We start from the raw sequence: 17758 nt of genomic DNA, 5'->3' as shown, positions 1-17758 counted from the left end.
GCGGTCTTTCCCGTTTCCGTTGCCCGCCGCCGGTCGAGCCAACGCCCCATCACGCTGAAGCTGTCACCCCTTGCTGGCGAGATTCTCCAGCTTCTTTACCGCCGTGTCCGGGTTTTCGCCATAGGCGATCGTTCCGGAAAACCGCCCGGCCGAATCGAGCAGGAAGACCGAGGCGGTGTGATCCATCGTGTAGTCGCCGTTCGGATCCTTCTCGTCGACCGGCACTTTCTTGGCGTAGACGCGGAAACCCCTGATGACGTCGGCGATCTTGTCAGGCGCGCCTGAAATGCCGATGATGCGCTTGGAAACATTGGAGACGTATTCGTTCATGATCTCAGGCGTGTCGCGCTCCGGATCGACGGTCACGAAATAGGCCTGTAGCTTGTCGCCCTTCGGATCCACCTTCTCCATCCATCCGTTCAACTCGAAAAGTGTCGTCGGGCAGACTTCCGGGCAATGGGTAAAGCCGAAGAACAGCGCCGTCGGCTTACCGCGCAACGCCTGCTCGGTGATCGGCTGCCCGCTTTGGGAGACCAGAGTGAAGGGCACGCCGAAGGGCGGTTCGGCCACCATGTCCCTCGACTTCGTCAGGTTGAGCGTGTAGGCACCAAGAAACCCGGCAAGTATCAGGACACCGACCCAGACGGCGATGCGGAATGTCTTCATTGGCATGATCCTCGATCCGGGCGGAGATGTACCGGCCCCCCCTTGCCCCGCGTGATTATAGCCTCGACCGGACGCGCGCAATTCAAGAATATGTTTTCTGACCGGTGGTTAATTGTCTCACCGATAGAAACTGCAACGGCAGCGAAATCCGACGTCGGGAATCTGCGCGGATCAAAAATGGCGTGTTTGTGAATAGCTTGCCTTTAGAGCGGCGGATAATCGGAAAATACATATCGTTAGGAAAGACTTAAGCCGTCACATCTATATTTAACAGCGGTTCTGCATCGCCTCTCCCGCCGGAGACAACTGGGAAGAATTCTGACCATGAACAACAATAACGCCATCAAGCAGTCGGGCGCTTATCTCGAAATCGTTTCGTTCCACCTGGGCGATCAGGAATTCTGCATCGACATCATGGCTATCCGCGAAATTCGCGGCTGGGCGCCGGTGACGCCGATGCCGCACACCCCGCCCTACGTGCTGGGCCTCATCAATCTGCGCGGTGCGGTGATCCCCGTCATCGACATGGCCTGCCGCCTCGGCATGAAGATGACCGAGCCCTCCGAGCGCTCGGCGATCATCGTCACCGACATCGCCGGCAAGCTGGTCGGCCTGCTGGTCGAGCAGGTTTCCGACATGATGACCATCAAGAGTGAAGACCTGCAGCCGCCGCCGGAAATCATCCCGGAAGCCCAGCGCGCCTTCTGCCGCGGCATCGTCGCTCTCGAAAAGACCATGGTTTGCTTCTTGAACCTCGACACGGTTATTGCCGACGAGCTGACACAGGCCGCATAAGAACAACCGCTCCTCGATCGGAAGGCCGCCTGCAGCCGATCGCTGCGGGCGGTTTTTTTGTATTTAACGGACCGGCAGCGCAAGGTGCCGCAAGCAGACGGACACGCCGTCACCTTCCAATTGCTCGGACGGAGACTACCTCCCCCTCCGATAAAGTGCCCGGTCAGGAGCCTTCCATGCGTGTCAGCACCTACAAGATAAACATCGACGACGATCGGGTCGACGACCTGCAACGGCGCCTGCGCTCGACGCGATGGCCGCCAGCACTCGACGCCGACAGCTGGGAAGACGGAACAAGTCTCGCTTTTCTCAAGGAGCTCCTCGCCTATTGGAAAGACCATTTCGACTGGCGCGCGCAGGAGACGCGCCTCAACACGCTTCCGCAGTTCATTGCCGAGATCGATGACCTGTCGATTCATTTCGTCCACCAGAGAGGAAACGGGCCCTCGCCACTGCCACTCATCCTCACGCACGGCTGGCCGGGCTCCTTCTTCGAAATGGAGGGGATTATCCCAATGCTGGCGGATCCTGCAGCACATGGCGCCGACCCTGCTGATGCATTCGATGTCGTCGTGCCGTCCCTTCCGGGCTACGGCTTCTCGCAGGCGCCAGGCTCAGCCGGGATCGGCCCCTATGAAATATCGGGACTGTGGCTGAAACTGATGCAGGGTTTGGGATACGAGACCTTCTGCCTGCAAGGCGGCGATATCGGCGCGGCCGTTTCGAGCTGGCTCGCCTACCGTTTTCCACAGAATACGACAGCGCTGCACCTGAACTATATTCCGGGGAGCTACCGGCCGCCGCTGGGCGCGGGACAGGCACCGATTTCGACGGAGGAACAGGCCTTTCTCGAACGCGCCGCGCAATGGGCCGATAGCGAAGGCGCTTACGCCCACATGCAAGGAACGAAGCCGCAGACGCTTGCCTATGCACTGACGGATTCGCCCATTGGCCTCGCTGCCTGGATCAGTGAAAAATTTCAGGCGTGGAGCGACGGCGATATCAGGACGACGTTCTCTCTCGACGCCCTCTTGATCGAGATTTCGATCTATTGGTTCAGCGGCACCCTGGATTCGTCGCTTAGGCTCTACAAGGAAAGCCGAAAGCGGCCGATGCATTTCAAGGCGAACGAACGCGTCCTGCCGCCACTCGGCGTGGCGCATTTCGCAAGGGAATTGCCCCAGCCGCCACGCTCTTGGGTCGAACGCGTCTATGACGTCAGGCGATGGACCGAAATACCGAAGGGAGGCCATTTTGCCGCCATGGAGCGGCCCGAGCTTCTGGCCGAAGATATCCGCGCTTATTTCCGCCCATTCAGGACGCGCTGATCACTGCGGCCTCCCATTCTTCCAGACAACGTTCTGCCCATAGAGCGGAATGGTCGAGATCGACATCTTCGCCGAACCGTCGGTCAGTTCGCGCGAATGGGCGAGATAGATCAGCGTGTCGTTCGTCTTGTCGTAGATGCGGTTGACGACCAGGGTCTTCCAGATCAGCGACATGCCTTGGCGGAACACCTCGCTGCCATCCTTGGACAGGTCGATATTGCCGATCTCGATCGGCCCGGTCTGCCGGCAGGCAATGGAATTGTTGGACGGGTCCTCGAACCAGTTGCCGTTCTTGAACCGGTCGATCAGGCTGCGGTCGAAATAGGTGACGTGGCAGGTGATGCCCTTGACCTCGGGGTCGGAGACCGCCTCGACGACGATGTCGTTGCCGATCCAGTCGACCCCGACCTTGCCGACGACTTCGGCCGAGGCAGTACCTGCGGAAACGGCGGCGAAAGAGAAGGCGGCGAGGAGAAGATTGCGCAGTCTGGACATGGCGGCTCCCTGAATAATCCGCATTCTAGATAAGCATGCACCCATGCTTTGCAAGAAATGGAGCTCGCGGAAGGGATCAGCCTTTCCGGCAGGTGCAGGGCTCGTAGGCCCGCGCCGTCAGCCGGCCGGGCCGCATGCCGATCAGCGCCGGTATCGCGTGAACGGCATTGGCCTTTAGCGCTTTCGCCATCTCGATCGCCGCCGCCGCGCAGACCGCGGCATCCTCGGCGGCGTTGTGGTGCACGAAACGCAGGCCGAGATGCTCGGCGATCAGGTTCAGCCGGTGCGAGACGAAATGCGGCCAGATTCGCTGCGCCATCTTCAGGCTGCAGAGATAGGTAAGCTCCGGATAGGATTGCCGGTAGAGATCGAGGCTCGCCCGCCAGACGCTGAAATCGAAGGCGGCATTGTGCGCGATCATCGTCGCGTCGCGAAAATCTTCCTCGAACTCGTCCATCACCTCGGGAAACTCGGGCGCATCCTCGACATGCTCCGGCCGGATGCCATGGATTGCGATGTTCATCCCGGAGAAGCGCATGTCCCGCGGTCGGATCAGCCGCTCCTCGACGCGCGTCACTCTGTCGTCCTCGATCCAGGCAAGGCCGACGGAACAGGCGCTGCCGCGCTGTTCGTTCGCCGTCTCGAAGTCAATTGCGATGGTCTTCAATGCAGTAACCCGAATCGTTTCTTCGGGAACAGGAATACCGCCCCGCTTCCGGCCGTGCAAATTCGACACGACGCAAGGTTGACTTTTTAGCCCACATACCGAAACTTGCTGCCATGATCGTTTCCCTTACCATGGCAGCGCTTATTCATCACACCACGACCCTCGAAGGGTACGCGGGAGCGATGGCGCGTTAGCAGCGATCCGATCATCCCGAAGACCCTGCCGAGGCGAGCAGGGTTTCGGAAACCGGCTCTCCTCGTAAAACCGATGGAGAGCATGAATGTCCGAAAACGAAGAGAATGAACCTCGCGGCCGAGCGCGCCTGCCAGATGGCATCCTCGTGCGTGCCGTCCGCCTGTCCGATGCAGAGGAGATCACCGATCTCATAAATCTGCCGGGCTACCGGGCCGGCACCTTGAGGCCGCCCTACCAGCGGGTCGAGGAGGTTCGCAAGCACATGGAAAACCCGTCGCCAGGCGCGCTCAACCTCGTCGTCACCCAAAATGGCAGGATCGTCGGCAATGGCGGCCTTAACCGCCTCTCCGGCCGTAGGCAGCACGTCGCCAGCATCGGCATGGGCGTGCATGACGATTTCACCGGCCGCGGCTTCGGGCGGATCCTGCTCGGCGCGATGATCGACGCTGCCGACGACTGGCTCGATATCAAACGGCTGGAACTGACCGTCTACACCGACAACGACGTCGCCATCGGCCTCTACCGGAAATTCGGCTTCGAGCAGGAAGGCCTGTTGAAGGCCTTCGGCTTTCGATCCGGCGAGTATGTCGACGCCTATACGATGGCGCGGCTCAGGCAATGAGCAAACGGGTTGGCGGCTTGCCGTCAGCCCCTCAGCCGCTGATCAGCGCCAGCCATTCATCCTCGTCCATCGTCTGCACGCCGAGTTCGCGCGCCTTGTCGAGCTTGGAGCCGGCGCCGGGGCCGGCGACGACGATGTCGGTCTTCTTCGAGACCGATCCCGCCACCTTGGCGCCGAGACTTTCGGCCCTCGCCTTTGCCTCGTCGCGGGTAAACTTTTCCAGCGAGCCGGTGAAAACCACCGTCTTGCCGGCAACCGGACTGCCTGCCGTCTTCGGTTGCTCGGCCTCCTCGGGCGTCACTTCCTCAAGCAGTCGGGTGATCACCTCGACATTGCGCGGCTCCTTGTAGAATTCGACGATAGCCCGCGCCACGACCTCGCCGATGCCCTCGATGGCGTTGAGATCGTTCCAAGCGTCGCCGGCAAGTGTCTCGGCCTCGCGCATCCCCGTCTCAAAGGCGGCATAGGTGCCGTAGGAGCGCGCCAAGAGCTTCGCCGTGGTCTCGCCGACATGGCGGATGCCGAGCGCGTAGATGAAGCGGTGGAGCGCAATGCTGCGCCGTTCGTTAATCGCCGCATAAAGCTTGCCGACGCTCACCTTGCCGAAGCCGTCGATATTCTCCAGCTTGGTTAGCGATTGCTGCTGACGCTTCTCCAGCGTGAAGATATCGGGCGCGGTGCGGATCTGCAGCGACGCGTCCTCATTTTCGAAGAAGAAGTCGATCTGCTTCGAGCCGAGGCCCTCGATATCGAAGGCGTTTCGCGAAACGAAATGCTTCAGATGCTCCGTGGCCTGCGCCCTGCAGATGAAGCCGCCGGTGCAGCGGGTGACCGAATCGAGCTTGCCGGTCTTCTCATGTCTTTCACGCACGGCATGAGAACCGCAGACCGGGCAGGTCTTCGGAAATTCATAGGGGCTGGCCTCGGCCGGCCGCTTCTCCATGACGACGTCGAGCACCTGTGGGATCACATCACCTGCGCGCTGGACGATGACGGTATCGCCGATGCGGATATCGTGCTCGTCGTCGCGGATGCGTTCGCCGCTATTGCCAATGCCCCTGATGTAATCCGCGTTGTGCAGCGTCGCATTGGTGACGACAACGCCGCCGACCGTGATCGGCGTCAAACGCGCCACCGGGGTCAAGGCGCCAGTGCGGCCAACCTGGATGTCAATATTCTCGACGATCGTGAAAGCCTGCTCGGCAGGAAACTTGTGCGCCGTCGCCCAGCGCGGCGAACGCGAGCGGAAGCCGAGACGGGCCTGCAGTTCGAGACTGTCGACTTTATAGACGACGCCATCGATATCATAGTCGAGATCCGGGCGCTTGAGCCCGATCTCGTCATAATGCGCCAGGATGTTGGCGACCGAGTTCAACCTTTTCATCAGCGGATTGACCGGAAAACCCCAGTCCTTGAAGGTCTGCACCACACCGAACTGTGTATCGGCGGGCATCTCCGACATCTCGCCCCAGGCATAAGCGAAGAATTTCAGCTTGCGACTTGCCGTCACCTTGGCGTCGAGCTGGCGCAGCGACCCGGCCGCGGTGTTGCGCGGATTGACATAGGTCTGCTTGCCCTCCGCCTCCATCTGCCGGTTCAGCGCCAGGAAGTCGCTCTTAGCCATATAGACCTCACCGCGGATCTCGACGACGGCGGGAACGCCCTTCGGCAGCTCGTTGGGGATTTCGGCGATGGTCCGGATGTTGGCAGTGACGTTCTCGCCCGTCGTGCCGTCGCCGCGCGTCGCGGCCGTCACCAGCCTGCCGTTCTCGTAACGGATCGACATCGAGAGGCCGTCAATCTTCGGCTCGGCGGTAAAGGCGATCGACTGATCCGGCAGCCGGCCGAGGAAGCGATAGACGCCGGCGACGAAATCCTGCACGTCCTCCTGCGAGAAGGTGTTGTCGAGCGACAGCATCGGCCGCGCATGAACAACAGGCGCGAAGGTGACGGAGGGCGCTGCGCCAACATGCCGCGACGGGCTGTCCTCGCGAATCAGCTCGGGAAACCGCATTTCCAGCGCATCGTTGCGGCGCTTCAGTGCGTCGTAATCGGCATCCGAAATCTCCGGCCGGTCCTTGCCGTGGTAGAGAGCATCGTGATGCGCGATCTCCTTTGCCAGCCGTTCCAGCTCGGCGGCAGCCTCTTCGATCGTCAACGTGTCGACGGTGGAACCTTCGGTGGGCATAGAACATCACTCCAGAGAATCTGGCCAGAAAATCTGGATTGTTTTTAGAGCAAAATTGCCGGATGAAAAGAGCGGCTGGATATACTGCATAGGCAAGATCGCTTTCCCGCGCCTATTCCCAATCCCTGGCATTGCGCAGCCGGATGCCACTGACATGCAGGCTGGTGTTCCAGAGGTTCTTCAACGGCCGCAGGCTATCGACCATCCGAAGCTCCACCCTACGCGGCCCAAACTCCTGGTCGAGCCGCGAGATGGCGGTCCTCTCCATCGGAATGACACGTCTGCGCGCCACCCACATGCCCGCATCATCCAGAGCCTCGAAGCCTTCGGCCGGCATCTCGTAACGATGGATCGTCTCCGCTTCGAGCCTTCCCAGCCAACGGCGCTCGACATAGGCGACGGCGCGCCAGTCGCCGAGCCAGTGCCGCCGTTCGGTCTCCGGCGTATCAGCTGTCGCCCAGAGCAGGATGCGGGGACAATCGCGCGAAAAGAGATACAGGAAATCATGATCGGCATCGATTGCCCAGACGAGCGGACCGTTCAGCCATTCTCGGCCGGGCGCGCGGTCTGACGGAACGCGAACCGGGCGTGGCTCGAACGCCGCGATACCGGCATCGTCGCTGAAATGGAAAAGCCGCATGGCATGAGCTCGCCGCCGATCGGGAAGCTTCAGCGCATATCGCGCCGCAGGATCAATGTCATCCCACCTGCCTAAGCGGAAACAGCATCGGAAATTAGCCGTTGCCGGCCAGCAGCCGCTTCGCTGCGGCCCTCGCCTCTTCTGTGACCGAAGCCCCGGCCAGCATACGGGCGATCTCCTCGGTGCGGTCCTTCTGCGCCATCGTCGCGACGCGCGTGGCAATCTTTTCAGAACCGTCGGCCGTCGGTCCCTTGGAAATCAACAGATGCGTCGCCGCCCGCGCCGCGACTTGAGGCGCATGCGTGACCGACAGCACCTGCACACGCTCCGACAGCCGCTTCAGCCGCTGGCCGATCGCATCGGCCACCGCGCCGCCGACGCCGGTGTCGATTTCGTCGAAGACGAGCGTCGGGGCCGATCCGCGATCTGCGAGCGCCACCTTCAGCGCCAGCAGGAAACGCGAGAGCTCGCCGCCCGAAGCGACCTTCATGATCGATCCCGGCCGCGTGCCCGGATTGGTCTGGACGTGGAACTCGACGACATCGATGCCTTCGGCGAGCGCCTCCTCCGCATCCGTGGTGATCTCGACCATGAAACGGGCGCGTTCGAGCTTGAGCGCCGGCAGCTCGGCCATGACGGCCCCAGCCAGTGCGGTGCCGGCATGATGGCGCTTGTCGGACAGCGAGCGCGCCGCCGCATCGTAATTTTCCCGCGCCAGGCCGACCTCGGCTTCGAGCCGGGCAAGCCTCTCCTCACCCGCATCGAGATCGGCAAGATCGGCGATCATGCGCACCGCAAGCGCCGGCAGCTCGGTGACGGGCACGGAATATTTGCGCGAGGCGGCCCTGAGCGCGAAAAGCCGCTCCTCCACCCGCTCCAGCTCTCTCGGATCGTATTCGGTCTTGCGCAGCGCCGCCTCGACTTCCATCTGCGCGTTGGAAAGCTGGTCGAGCGCGGCATCGAGCAGCGTCACGGTATCTTCGAGCAGTCCCGGCGCCTCATGGCTCTTGCGCTCCAGCCGGCGCACCAGCGAGGCGATATGGGGCACCGGCGAGGCATTGCCGTTCAGGAATTCGGACGCCTCGGCGATATCGCCGGCGATCTGCTCGGCTTTCATCATCTTCTGCCGGCGATCGGCGAGCTCTTCCTCCTCGCCATCCTGCGGCAAGAGCTTTTCGAGTTCCTCGACCGAAGAGCGCAGGTAGTCGGCTTCGCGCGCCGCACTTTCCACTTTCTCGCGGTGCTTCTTCAGCGTCCGCTCGCTGTCGCGCCACAGGCGATAGAGCTTGGAGACCTCCGAAACCTCGTCGGTGAGGCCGGCGAAGGCATCGAGCAGCGTGCGGTGAGCGTTGGTGTCGACCAAGGCGCGATCGTCGTGCTGCCCGTGGATTTCGACCAGCATCTGGCCGGCCTGGCGCATCAGCTGCACGCTGACCGGCTGATCGTTGACATAGGCCTTGGTGCGCCCATCCGCCGATTGCTGGCGGCGGAAAATCAAATCGCCCTCATCGTCGATGCCGTTTTCACGCAGGAGCGTGCGCACGCCGTGTTCCATGCCGACGTCGAACACCGCCGTCACCTGGCCTTTGTCCTCGCCATGGCGCACCATGTCGCCGTCGCCGCGCCCACCGAGCGCTAGCGACAGGCTGTCGAGCAGGATGGATTTGCCCGCCCCGGTCTCGCCCGTCAGCACGGAGAGGCCGGTCTCGAAGGCAAGATCCAGCCGCTCGATCAGGACGATATCGCGGATCGAAAGCTGGATCAGCATTGGCCTCAGGAACCGAGAAGAAGTTTCTTGCCCGCTGCCGCGATCCACGAGCCCTTGTTTTCACGCGGCTCGGCACCGCCGCTCTGCAGCAGCTTGTAGGAATCAGCATACCACTGGCTGTCGGGATAATTGTGACCGAGAACGGCAGCGGCTGTCTGCGCCTCGTTGACAATGCCCATGGCGTAATAAGCTTCGACGAGACGTGCTAAGGCCTCTTCGATCTGGTTCGTATTCGGATATTTCTCGACGACGATACGGAAGCGCGAGATCGCGGCGAGATATTCCTTCCGCTCCATGTAGTAGCGGCCGATCTGCATTTCCTTGCCGGCGAGCTGGTCGCGCGCGAAGCGGATCTTGGCCTGTGCGTCGTCGACATATTCGGAGTTCGGATAATTGTCGATGACGGCCTGCATCGCCTCGATCGTCTTGGCGGAGGCGCGCTGGTCCTGCGTCACGTCGACGATCTGCTTGGAATAGGTAAGACCGATAAGATACTGCACATAGGCGGCATCCTGGGACTTCGGATATTGCGACATGTAGCGGTTGCCGGAAGCAAGCGCATCGTCCAGGCGGCCCTGGCGGTATTTGACGAAGGTGCTCATCACAAGCGCCTTGCGCGCCCATTCGGAGAACGGGTTTTCGCGGTCGATCGCGTCGAACTTGCGCGCCGCTTCAGCCATGTTGCCGGCCTTCATATTGGCAAGGCCCTGGGTGTAGAGCACGTCAGGCGGATCGGTTTCGAGACCGAGCTTGGTGATGTCGATGTCGGGATCCGACTGGCAACCGGAGATCGAGGCGCCTGCGCTGAGCACCAGAAGCGATGCGAACAAGGCGCGCGCTGTCTTCATCATACCTTCAGATCCTGCATAACCCATTCGAAAGAACCCCACTGCCGCCGCTCTCTCCACGGCAGCCACGCCTCGCTGGCGTTTCTAGCCACAAATGTGCATCAAGAGCAACGCAATGATAAGGCATTAACGCATTTTTGTGGCAGCAGCCGCAGAATGACCGGCTTTTCAACTTCTTCCCGACCTGTGGCGGCCAAGCATCAGTCTATCGACGCAGACACGGCCGGACATAAAAAAACCGCCTCCGGGAAAGAGGCGGCCTGGTCTTGAGAATATGCTGGAGGTCATGCCGACCAGGGAGCGAATTCCGAAGCGCTGACTGCGATCAGTTCGCGGGCAGCGACACGCTGGCGCGGCGTCGACGTCTCCACAACCTCATAGGCGGAGGGATCGGCGAGCAGCGCCTTCAGCGCATTGGCATTCATCTTGTGACCACCGCGATACGAGCGGTAGCAGCCGATGAACTGGGCACCGGCAAGCGACAGATCGCCGACGGCATCGAGCGTCTTGTGGCGGACGAATTCGTCCTTGGCGTAACGCAGACCTTCGACGTTGATGACGGTGTTGTCGTCGGAGATGACGACTGAATTTTCAAGCGAGGAGCCGAGCGCGTGACCCGACGCCCAGAGACGCTCGACATCGCGCATGAACCCGAAGGTGCGGGCGCGGGAAAGCTCGGTCTTGAAGACAGCGGCGGTCATGTCACCGGCCCACTTCTGCCGGCCGATCAGCGGGCAGTCGAAATCGATCTCGACTTCGAAGCGCGTACCGTCATAGGGACGGAACTCACTCCAGGAGCCGCCATGCTCGATGCGCACCGGCTTGGTGATACGGATATAACGGCGCTTGACGCCGAGCGAGACGAGACCGACCTGCTCGATCGCCTCGACGAAAGGTAGCGAACTGCCGTCCATGATCGGCATTTCGGAGCCCTGCACCTCGATCACCACATTGTCGAGGCCAAGCGCATAGACGGCGGCCATGACATGCTCGATCGTCGCAACCGAATGGGCGGGTGAGAAGCCGAGCACGGTGCAGAGGTCGGTATTGCCGACCTGCGAGGAAACAGCCTTGAGTTCGGTAATGTCACCATTGTCATGCAGGCGCTGGAAAACGACGCCGGTGTCCGATTCGGCCGGGTTCAGGGTGATCGAGACTTCTGCTCCCGAATGCACCCCGATGCCCGAAAGCGTCACGGGACGCGATACCGTCGTTTGAAAACCCAGCAAGCCAATCGCCATAAATTCTGCCTTTATTCTTCCGCACCGGCGGTCTGTCCGATCGGCGCGGTCATCGTTCATTCTGCAGAAGGAGCCTGTCGAAAGGTCTCCTGGGGCAGTTTCGTTGCACCATACTTACGTGCGCCGGCGCTCCAATCCAAATCACTGTTTCTTTCGCTTTGTTACGAAGTCACGCAATTGAAATCATTTGCGGATCACGGGCGAAAAAACAGCAATGCCCGGGACCTTGATCCCGGGCATGAACGGTGCCGAAGCACGGACTCAGTTCGACTGGCGACGCAGGAATGCCGGGATTTCCAGCTGGTCGTCTTCCTGCATCATCCGGGCCTGCGGAACTGCTCGGCCCTGGTCGTCGAGGTTGCCGCGACGCGGTGCGTAGAGGCTTGCCTCAGGCGACAGCGGACGGCGCTGCTGCGAAGCGGCCGGCGGTGCGGCAGTCATATCGGCGGCAACGGCGTCGTCGTCGCGGCGGCCAAGCGAATTGGTGATTCGCTTGAGCAGGCCCATCGGACCGCGCTCTTCCGCCGCATGCGCGGAGGCCGGCTGCGTGCGGTGGTCGAGTTCGGCCTGGACGACCGGCGGGAAATCCTCGACCTTCGGCATGCGCATCGGTTCGGGCGCCTGGCGGATGATCGGCTCCTGCCGAACCGGCTGCTGGACCGGCTGGCTTATCACCGGCTGGCTCATGACGGGCGCCGGAGCTTGCTGCTGCACCGGTGCCGGACGCATTGCCGGAGCTTCCGGTGCAGGCGCGAAGATCTTGCTCTGCGGACGGAAGGTTTCCTGCTGTACGACCGGCTGCTGTAGCGGTGCGGCGGCACGCGGGGCCGGAATTTCGAGCTCGCGTTCCATCTCGGCTTCGCGGATGGTCTGCGCGATCGGATCCATGGCCTTCGGTGCCTGCATCACGGGGGCAGGCTGAACTGCGGCCGCTGCCGGAGCAACAGCCGCGGAGGGACGGATAGCGGGCCTTGCTGCCGGCTGGAGGTTCCGCTCGGCGGCTTCGTTCATCGCCCGGTCGATGCCGGTTGCGACGACCGAGACGCGGATGATGCCTTCGAGCGATTCGTCGAAGGTGGCGCCGAGGATGATGTTGGCATCAGGATCGACTTCCTCGCGGATGCGGGTCGCGGCTTCGTCGACTTCGAAGAGGGTGAGGTCGCGACCGCCGGTGATGGAGATCAGCAGGCCCTGGGCGCCCTTCATCGAGGTTTCGTCGAGCAGCGGGTTGGCGATCGCAGCCTCTGCGGCCTGCAGCGCGCGGCCGGAGCCGGAAGCTTCGCCGGTGCCCATCATCGCGCGGCCCATCTCGCGCATTACCGAGCGGACGTCGGCGAAGTCGAGGTTGATGAGGCCTTCCTTGACCATCAGGTCGGTGATGCAGGCAACGCCCGAATAGAGAACCTGGTCAGCCATGGCGAAGGCATCGGCGAAGGTCGTCTTGTCGTTGGCAATGCGGAAGAGGTTCTGGTTCGGAATGACGATCAGCGTATCGACAGACTTCTGCAGTTCCTGGATGCCCATCTCGGCCAGGCGCATGCGGCGCCCGCCCTCGAAATGGAACGGCTTGGTGACGACGCCGACTGTCAGGATGCCCTTGTTGCGGGCCGCCTGCGCGACAACGGGAGCAGCGCCAGTGCCGGTGCCGCCGCCCATGCCGGCGGTGACGAAGCACATATGCGTGCCGTTCAGGTGATCGACGATTTCGTCGATGCACTCCTCGGCGGCCGCGCGGCCGACTTCCGGCTGCGAGCCGGCACCGAGGCCTTCGGTAACGTTGACGCCGAGCTGGATGATGCGCTCGGCCTTCGTCATCGTCAGCGCCTGCGCATCCGTGTTGGCGACGACGAAGTCGACGCCCTGGAGGCCGGCGGTGATCATGTTGTTGACGGCATTGCCGCCACCGCCGCCAACGCCGAACACGGTGATGCGCGGCTTCAGCTCTGTGATGTCAGGCTTTTGCAGCTTGATGGTCATGGTACCTGTTCCTTCTCTCTCTGGCCGCATCGCCACGCCGGCCAATTACGCAATTTCAGAAACTTTCCTTCAGCCACTGGCCCATGCGGGCTATGCGGCTGTTATTTCCCCCAAGCGACATGAGCAGACCGCTCTGTGACGCATGTGTCTCCATGTCCGCGACCTGCGGATAGATCATCAGGCCGACGGCCGTCGAAAAAGCCGGCCCCTTGGCCGCCGTCGGCAGCCCCGAAACGCCCATCGGACGACCGATGCGGACGTTGCGGGCAAGGATGCGCCGCGCCACATCGGCAAGGCCGGTCAGTTGGCTCGCCCCGCCGGTCAGCACGACACGCTTGCCGACGATCGGGCTGAAGCCGGAGCGCTGGATACGATCGCGGATCAGTTCCATCGTTTCTTCGATTCGGGCGGACACGATGCGCGAAACCAGTGCCCGCGGCACCTGAGACGGTTGGTCGCGATCATCCTCGCCGATCGGCGGGATCGAGATCAGCTCGCGCTCGTCGGAGGAATTCGAAAGGGCCGAGGCATGCACGACCTTCAGCCGCTCCGCATCCTCGATGCGGGTCGAAAGGCCGCGCGCCAGGTCGGTGGTGACGTGATGGCCGCCGAGACCGACGGCATCCGTATGAACGAGCTTGCCCTCGGCAAAGACCGAGATCGTCGTCGTGCCGCCGCCCATGTCGATCGCTGCGCAACCGAGCTCGACCTCGTCGTCGACGAGAGCCGCAAGGCCCGATGCATAGGGCGTCGCGACGATGCCCTCGACCGACAGATGCGCGCGATTGACGCTAAGCTCGAGGTTCTTCAGCGCCGAGCGCTCCGCCGTCACGACATGCATGTCGACGCCGAGCGCATCGCCATACATCGCCAGCGGATCGCGGATGCCGCGCTCGCCGTCGAGCGAGAAGCCGGTCGCCAGCGAATGCAGCACCGAACGGTCGTGGCGCAGCGACTGCTGGCAAGCCGCCGACAGCACCTTCTTCAGATCGTTGAGCTCGACTTCCTGGCCACCGAGATCGATCGTCGCCGTATAGATGTCGCTGCCGAGGCGGCCGGCCGTCAGGTTGACGATCAGGCTTTCGACGGTCAGCCCCGCCATGCGCTCGGCCGCGTCAACGGCGAGACGGATGACGCCTTCCAGCGCGTCGAGATCGGCGATAACGCCGGTCTTGATGCCACGGGAACGCTGGTGGCCGATGCCGATGATCTCGATATTGTGCGTGCGGCCCGGCAGGATCTGGCTTTCCTCGCGCGGCGTCAGCCGGCCGATCATGCAGACGACCTTGGTCGAGCCGATATCGAGCACCGAAACGACATGCGACCGCTTCGACGAAAGCGGCTTCAGGCGCGGCAATCCGAAATGGGATGAACCGAACAAGCTCATATATTCTGCCCCGCCTTCTTCAATTCTTTCGTACGCTCCGTCACTGCCGTCTGCCTGCAGATCGCCGCCTCCGGCGTCAGCTGGATCGCGGTTCTGTCGGCCAGCCTGAGATCGACTGCAGCAATGTCCCGCTCCAGGAGCTGATGCTCCTTGTCGAACTTCGAAAGCGTCGCCAGTGCTTGGTCGATACCGTCTTCCGGCAGCTTGACGACGACGCCGTTGTCCATGTGCAGGTCCCAGCGACGGCCGGATATCCAGACATAGGCCCTCACGCGGGCCTTCACGTCGGGCCACTTCGAGAAGGCTTCGTCGAGCGAAGCCGCCGCCGTTTCGGCATCGCGGCCGACGACGAGCGGCAGCGCCGAAAACTTGTTGTCGCGCAGCGGCGCAATGACGCTGCCGTTCTTCTCGATCAGGGAAAGCTCCTGTCCGTGCTGCCAGATCGCATAGGCCTGGCGCTCCTTGAGCTTCACTTCGATCGTTTTCGGATAAATCTTGCGGACCTCGACATTTTCGACCCAGGGAAGATGGGCGATCTTCCGGCGGGCGGCATCGACGTCGAGGGCGACCAGCGAGGTCGTGCCGTCAAGGCCGATCAGTTGCAGGATCTCGATTTCGGAGGTCTCCGAGTTGCCAGAGACCTTGACGTCCTCGATCGCAAAACCCGCGGCCGTCGTTGTCGCCTGCGCGACGGCCTCGGTGTGGCCGCCGAGCGACATGCCGTAAAACCCCGTCGCAGCCAGGAAGGCGAGTGCGGAGACCGTGCCCGTATGAACGGGAATATGGATGCGGCCGCTGCAGAGGCTGATCAGGAAGCGCGTGACCCGGCGCAGCGGGCGCGGCAGCACAAACCGCTCTTCGGCTTCCATGATCGGAAGCACGGCATGATGGCTGGGGCGCCCAATCCTCTTGACTGTCAACGCAAACAAGACGCGTCCTCCACCATCCACCGGAGAAACTGACCAAAGGAATAGCCGGCATGACCGGCCATTTCGGGCACGAGCGAGGTTGGAGTCATCCCTGGCTGGGTATTGACCTCCAGCCAGATGATTTCGCCGTCTTCGGAGAAACGATCGTCGTAACGAAAGTCGGACCGACTGACGCCGCGACAACCGATTGCCTGATGCGCCCTTAGGGACAATGTTTGTATTTTTTGGTAAATATTCGGTGAAATTTTCGCGGGGATGACGTGTTTTGAACCACCCGCCGCATACTTGGAGTCGTAATCATAGAAATTGTGTCCCTGCGGCACCACTTCCGTGACACCGAGGGGAGTTTCACCCATGACACCGCAGGTGAGTTCGCGACCGTAAACATAGCGCTCGACGATCACTTCCTCGCCGTAACGCCATTCGGGCGAGCTGACGATCTGTGGCGGATGCGCCTGATCTTCGGTGACGATGACGACGCCGAAGCTCGACCCCTCGCGGACGGGTTTCACCACATAGGGCGGCTTCATCGGATGCGTCGAGGGAAAGGCGAAACGGTTGACCACCTGCGATTCGGCGATCGGAATGCCGGCGGCGCCGGCAACGAGCTTCGCCTTGTCTTTGTCCATCGCCAGCGCCGAGGCAAGCACGCCCGAATGCGTATAGGGGATTTCGAGATATTCGAGGATGCCCTGAATGGTGCCGTCCTCGCCGAACGGGCCGTGGAGCGCATTGAAGACAACATCGGGCTTCAATGCGGCGAGTTTCTCGGAAACGTCGCGCGCCACGTCGATGCGCGTCACGTCGAAGCCCTCAGCTTCGAGAGCTTCTGCGCAAGCCTTTCCCGAGGAAAGGCTGACAGGCCTTTCCGAGGAAAATCCGCCCATCAGGACAGCGACATGCTTGCGACTCATCAACACCCCCAAAAAATAACTTCCATTCTCGAAATCGACGCTTGCGCGAAGCTGTCTGCGCCGTTTCAGGCCTTTGTCCGACCTGGGTGCATTAGAGCATCATTATGGTTAATGAAGTGTTTACTTTCGTTAACTCCGTCTTGCCGCGCCCTTGATTTTTTAACCTTCGCTTCTTCGGGAGTGTCGGAGCGAAGATGCCCGCCGACCCGCGAAAACAGAAAAGCCCGCGCAGAAAAACCGCGCGGGCTCAATGGGATAGATCAGTGTCTTGCAGTCAGTCGGCATCGTCGAGGATTTTCCACACGAGTCCGCCGAGCGCCCCACCCGCAAGCGGCGCAATCCAGAACAGCCAGAGCTGCTGCAGCGCCCAGCCACCGACGAAAAGCGCCTGGCCGGTGGAACGCGCCGGATTGACCGAGGTATTCGTCACGGGGATAGAAACGAGATGGATCAGCGTCAGCCCGAGGCCGATCGCAAGCGGCGCGAAGCCCGCAGGCACCCGGCTGCTGGTCGACCCCAGGATGATGATCAGGAAGAACATGGTGAGCAACACTTCGATCAGCAGCGCCGAAAGCAGTGAATAACCACCCGGAGAATGATCGCCATATCCGTTGGCGGCAAAGCCGCCGAGCTCGAACCCCGCCTTGCCGCTGGCGACGAGATAAAGCAGCGCCGCCGCAGCGATGGCGCCGACAATCTGCACGACGACATAGGGAACGAGACGCGCCGCCGGAAACCGTCCGGCAACCGTAAGGCCAAGCGAGACGGCAGGATTGAAATGACCGCCCGAAATGCCGCCCACGGCATAGGCCATGGTGAGCACGGTCAGACCGAACGCAAAGGCCACGCCGACAAAACCGATTCCAAGCTCGGGATAGGCGGCCGCCAGCACGGCGCTGCCGCATCCGCCGAAGACCAGCCAGAACGTGCCGAGAAATTCGGCAACTAGACTCTTTTGCATGCGCGCCTCCTTAACTCCAACCAAGAGTTTAGATGAATCCGTTACAATTTGATTCCGGTCAAGCTCGCGGACATTGCTGTGGCAAGCTTCACGCAAGGATCGAGAAACGTGTTCGACATGCGATACCTACGGCGTCA

General features: G+C 61.8%; 16 protein-coding genes. 3 read left to right on the top strand and 13 right to left on the bottom strand.

Going from position 1 to position 17758, the window contains the following annotated elements; genetic code table 11:
- Positions 1 to 63 precede the first annotated feature (63 nt).
- Positions 64 to 666, bottom strand: a complete 603-nt coding sequence (locus ACS4RR_RS10505) for an SCO family protein (protein ID WP_222386284.1) — start codon at positions 664 to 666, stop codon at positions 64 to 66.
- Positions 667 to 990: 324 nt separating this feature from the next.
- On the opposite strand from ACS4RR_RS10505, the gene ACS4RR_RS10500 reads away from it, so the two are divergent.
- Positions 991 to 1461, top strand: coding sequence for a chemotaxis protein CheW (locus ACS4RR_RS10500; protein WP_003541378.1), 471 nt, complete (start codon positions 991 to 993; stop codon positions 1459 to 1461).
- A gap of 176 nt (positions 1462 to 1637) precedes the next feature.
- Entirely contained in the window at positions 1638 to 2789 is a 1152-nt protein-coding gene (locus ACS4RR_RS10495) for an epoxide hydrolase family protein (protein ID WP_222386285.1), read from the top strand.
- Here the strand turns inward: ACS4RR_RS10495 and ACS4RR_RS10490 are convergent, their stop codons facing one another.
- Both ACS4RR_RS10490 and ACS4RR_RS10485 read right to left on the bottom strand, forming a co-directional pair.
- On the bottom strand, positions 2790 to 3284 hold the full coding sequence (locus ACS4RR_RS10490) for a CreA family protein (protein WP_456190067.1): 495 nt from the start codon (positions 3282 to 3284) through the stop codon (positions 2790 to 2792).
- 76 nt (positions 3285 to 3360) lie between these two features.
- Complete coding sequence (locus ACS4RR_RS10485; RefSeq protein ID WP_222386286.1) at positions 3361 to 3951, bottom strand: 3'-5' exonuclease; 591 nt, start codon at positions 3949 to 3951, stop codon at positions 3361 to 3363.
- A gap of 280 nt (positions 3952 to 4231) precedes the next feature.
- Here ACS4RR_RS10485 and ACS4RR_RS10480 point away from each other — a divergent pair, with 280 nt between their 5' ends.
- Positions 4232 to 4768: a GNAT family N-acetyltransferase gene (locus tag ACS4RR_RS10480; RefSeq protein ID WP_222386287.1), complete on the top strand. Its 537-nt coding sequence runs from the start codon at positions 4232 to 4234 to the stop codon at positions 4766 to 4768.
- A 31-nt stretch (positions 4769 to 4799) separates the two neighbouring features.
- On the opposite strand, the gene ligA is transcribed toward ACS4RR_RS10480, so the two are convergent.
- From ligA to aqpZ, 10 genes are all read right to left on the bottom strand, one after another.
- Positions 4800 to 6956: an NAD-dependent DNA ligase LigA gene (gene ligA, locus ACS4RR_RS10475; RefSeq protein WP_456190066.1), complete on the bottom strand. Its 2157-nt coding sequence runs from the start codon at positions 6954 to 6956 to the stop codon at positions 4800 to 4802.
- A 112-nt stretch (positions 6957 to 7068) separates the two neighbouring features.
- The gene (locus ACS4RR_RS10470; RefSeq protein WP_222386289.1) at positions 7069 to 7596 is read right to left on the bottom strand and encodes a DUF6886 family protein; all 528 of its coding nucleotides are present in this window, start codon (positions 7594 to 7596) and stop codon (positions 7069 to 7071) included.
- A 94-nt stretch (positions 7597 to 7690) separates the two neighbouring features.
- Positions 7691 to 9364 carry a DNA repair protein RecN gene (recN, locus tag ACS4RR_RS10465; protein ID WP_456190065.1) on the bottom strand — a complete coding sequence of 558 codons (1674 nt, stop codon included), beginning with the start codon at positions 9362 to 9364 and terminating at the stop codon, positions 7691 to 7693.
- A 5-nt stretch (positions 9365 to 9369) separates the two neighbouring features.
- Positions 9370 to 10239 carry an outer membrane protein assembly factor BamD gene (locus tag ACS4RR_RS10460; protein ID WP_222386291.1) on the bottom strand — a complete coding sequence of 290 codons (870 nt, stop codon included), beginning with the start codon at positions 10237 to 10239 and terminating at the stop codon, positions 9370 to 9372.
- Between the two features lie 257 nt (positions 10240 to 10496).
- Positions 10497 to 11453 carry a UDP-3-O-acyl-N-acetylglucosamine deacetylase gene (gene lpxC / locus ACS4RR_RS10455; protein ID WP_162115970.1) on the bottom strand — a complete coding sequence of 319 codons (957 nt, stop codon included), beginning with the start codon at positions 11451 to 11453 and terminating at the stop codon, positions 10497 to 10499.
- A 261-nt stretch (positions 11454 to 11714) separates the two neighbouring features.
- Positions 11715 to 13430 carry a cell division protein FtsZ gene (gene ftsZ / locus ACS4RR_RS10450; RefSeq protein ID WP_222386292.1) on the bottom strand — a complete coding sequence of 572 codons (1716 nt, stop codon included), beginning with the start codon at positions 13428 to 13430 and terminating at the stop codon, positions 11715 to 11717.
- 55 nt (positions 13431 to 13485) lie between these two features.
- On the bottom strand, positions 13486 to 14817 hold the full coding sequence (gene ftsA, locus ACS4RR_RS10445; RefSeq protein ID WP_260296602.1) for a cell division protein FtsA: 1332 nt from the start codon (positions 14815 to 14817) through the stop codon (positions 13486 to 13488).
- Entirely contained in the window at positions 14814 to 15746 is a 933-nt protein-coding gene (locus ACS4RR_RS10440; protein ID WP_456190064.1) for a cell division protein FtsQ/DivIB, read from the bottom strand. Before ACS4RR_RS10440 ends, ftsA begins: the two co-directional genes overlap by 4 nt.
- On the bottom strand, positions 15734 to 16660 hold the full coding sequence (locus ACS4RR_RS10435; protein ID WP_222386294.1) for a D-alanine--D-alanine ligase: 927 nt from the start codon (positions 16658 to 16660) through the stop codon (positions 15734 to 15736). The genes ACS4RR_RS10440 and ACS4RR_RS10435 overlap by 13 nt, the downstream gene beginning before the upstream one ends.
- Before the next feature lie 274 nt (positions 16661 to 16934).
- Positions 16935 to 17621: an aquaporin Z gene (gene aqpZ / locus ACS4RR_RS10430; protein ID WP_162115966.1), complete on the bottom strand. Its 687-nt coding sequence runs from the start codon at positions 17619 to 17621 to the stop codon at positions 16935 to 16937.
- Positions 17622 to 17758 lie beyond the last annotated feature (137 nt).

The organism is Rhizobium zaerense (genome assembly GCF_051810725.1).
Lineage (GTDB): Bacteria > Pseudomonadota > Alphaproteobacteria > Rhizobiales > Rhizobiaceae > Rhizobium > Rhizobium leguminosarum_I.
This window is presented reverse-complemented; position numbering and strand designations above follow the sequence as displayed.